This window comes from Pseudoalteromonas sp. A757 (genome assembly GCF_004103285.1).
GTDB lineage: Bacteria > Pseudomonadota > Gammaproteobacteria > Enterobacterales > Alteromonadaceae > Pseudoalteromonas > Pseudoalteromonas galatheae.
This window is the reverse complement of the sequence record NZ_QNQN01000026.1, coordinates 1-757: the sequence shown is the minus strand read 5'-3', so window position 1 is coordinate 757 and position 757 is coordinate 1. Positions and strand designations below refer to the sequence as shown.

The window sequence follows — 757 nt, the reverse complement described above, 5'->3', positions numbered from 1 at the left end:
CCAGAGCCACCGGTGACTTGTAAAGTTGGCGTGTATGGTATCAATAACTTTGGTGAAGACAGCAACAGCTATGTTTATCATTTTGATGTCACCAACGGTACTTATGCGTACGTTGATGGGGTAGCCAATACAGCTTCAAATATCGCCGCACATGATGGTGAGCTATACTTTATGGAGCAAAATGATAGCGCAACTAAAGCGTCATCACTGTGGAAGGTCTCATTAGACAACGCGGAGCAGACTTTAGCTGCTAATGCGGTTTCTTGGCCGATTTATCGCTCAGCAGTAACGCCAGACGGCACTAAGTTATTAGCGACCAGTAAAACTTATCTGTATGAGTTTGATATGCAGACGGGTGAAAAAACAGTATTTGGCAAGCTAAGCTATGCTGGTGATGAATTTTCACATGGTGACATTGCTTATTCAGCAGACACAAATGTAATTTACGTCCTCACAGGCAAAGCACTTTACACGTTAGACAAAGGCGCGATGACGTTAGACTTAGTTGGCGAACATGGTGTGAATTGGGCATCTGGTTTGGCGGTAAGCTCAGATGGTACGTTATACGTGTCTGGCCGCAATAAAGGAGAAGATGCAAAGATCTATACATTAGATCCAAACACTGCAGAATCGACTTTTGTCATGGATGGTCCAGAGCACATCAATGACTTAACGTATGTAGCGAACTACTGTGAATAAATACAGAAACACGTAGACAGTAGACAAGGCGAGGGGAAACCCTCGCTTTTTTCGTTTT

The 757-nt window shown here is 43.6% G+C and carries 1 pseudogene; it reads left to right on the top strand.

Annotation, left to right across the window (positions count from 1 at the left end):
- Positions 1-699, top strand: a pseudogene (locus tag DRB05_RS00185) (hemolysin-type calcium-binding protein); the annotation flags it as partial.
- Positions 700-757: the final 58 nt, after the last annotated feature.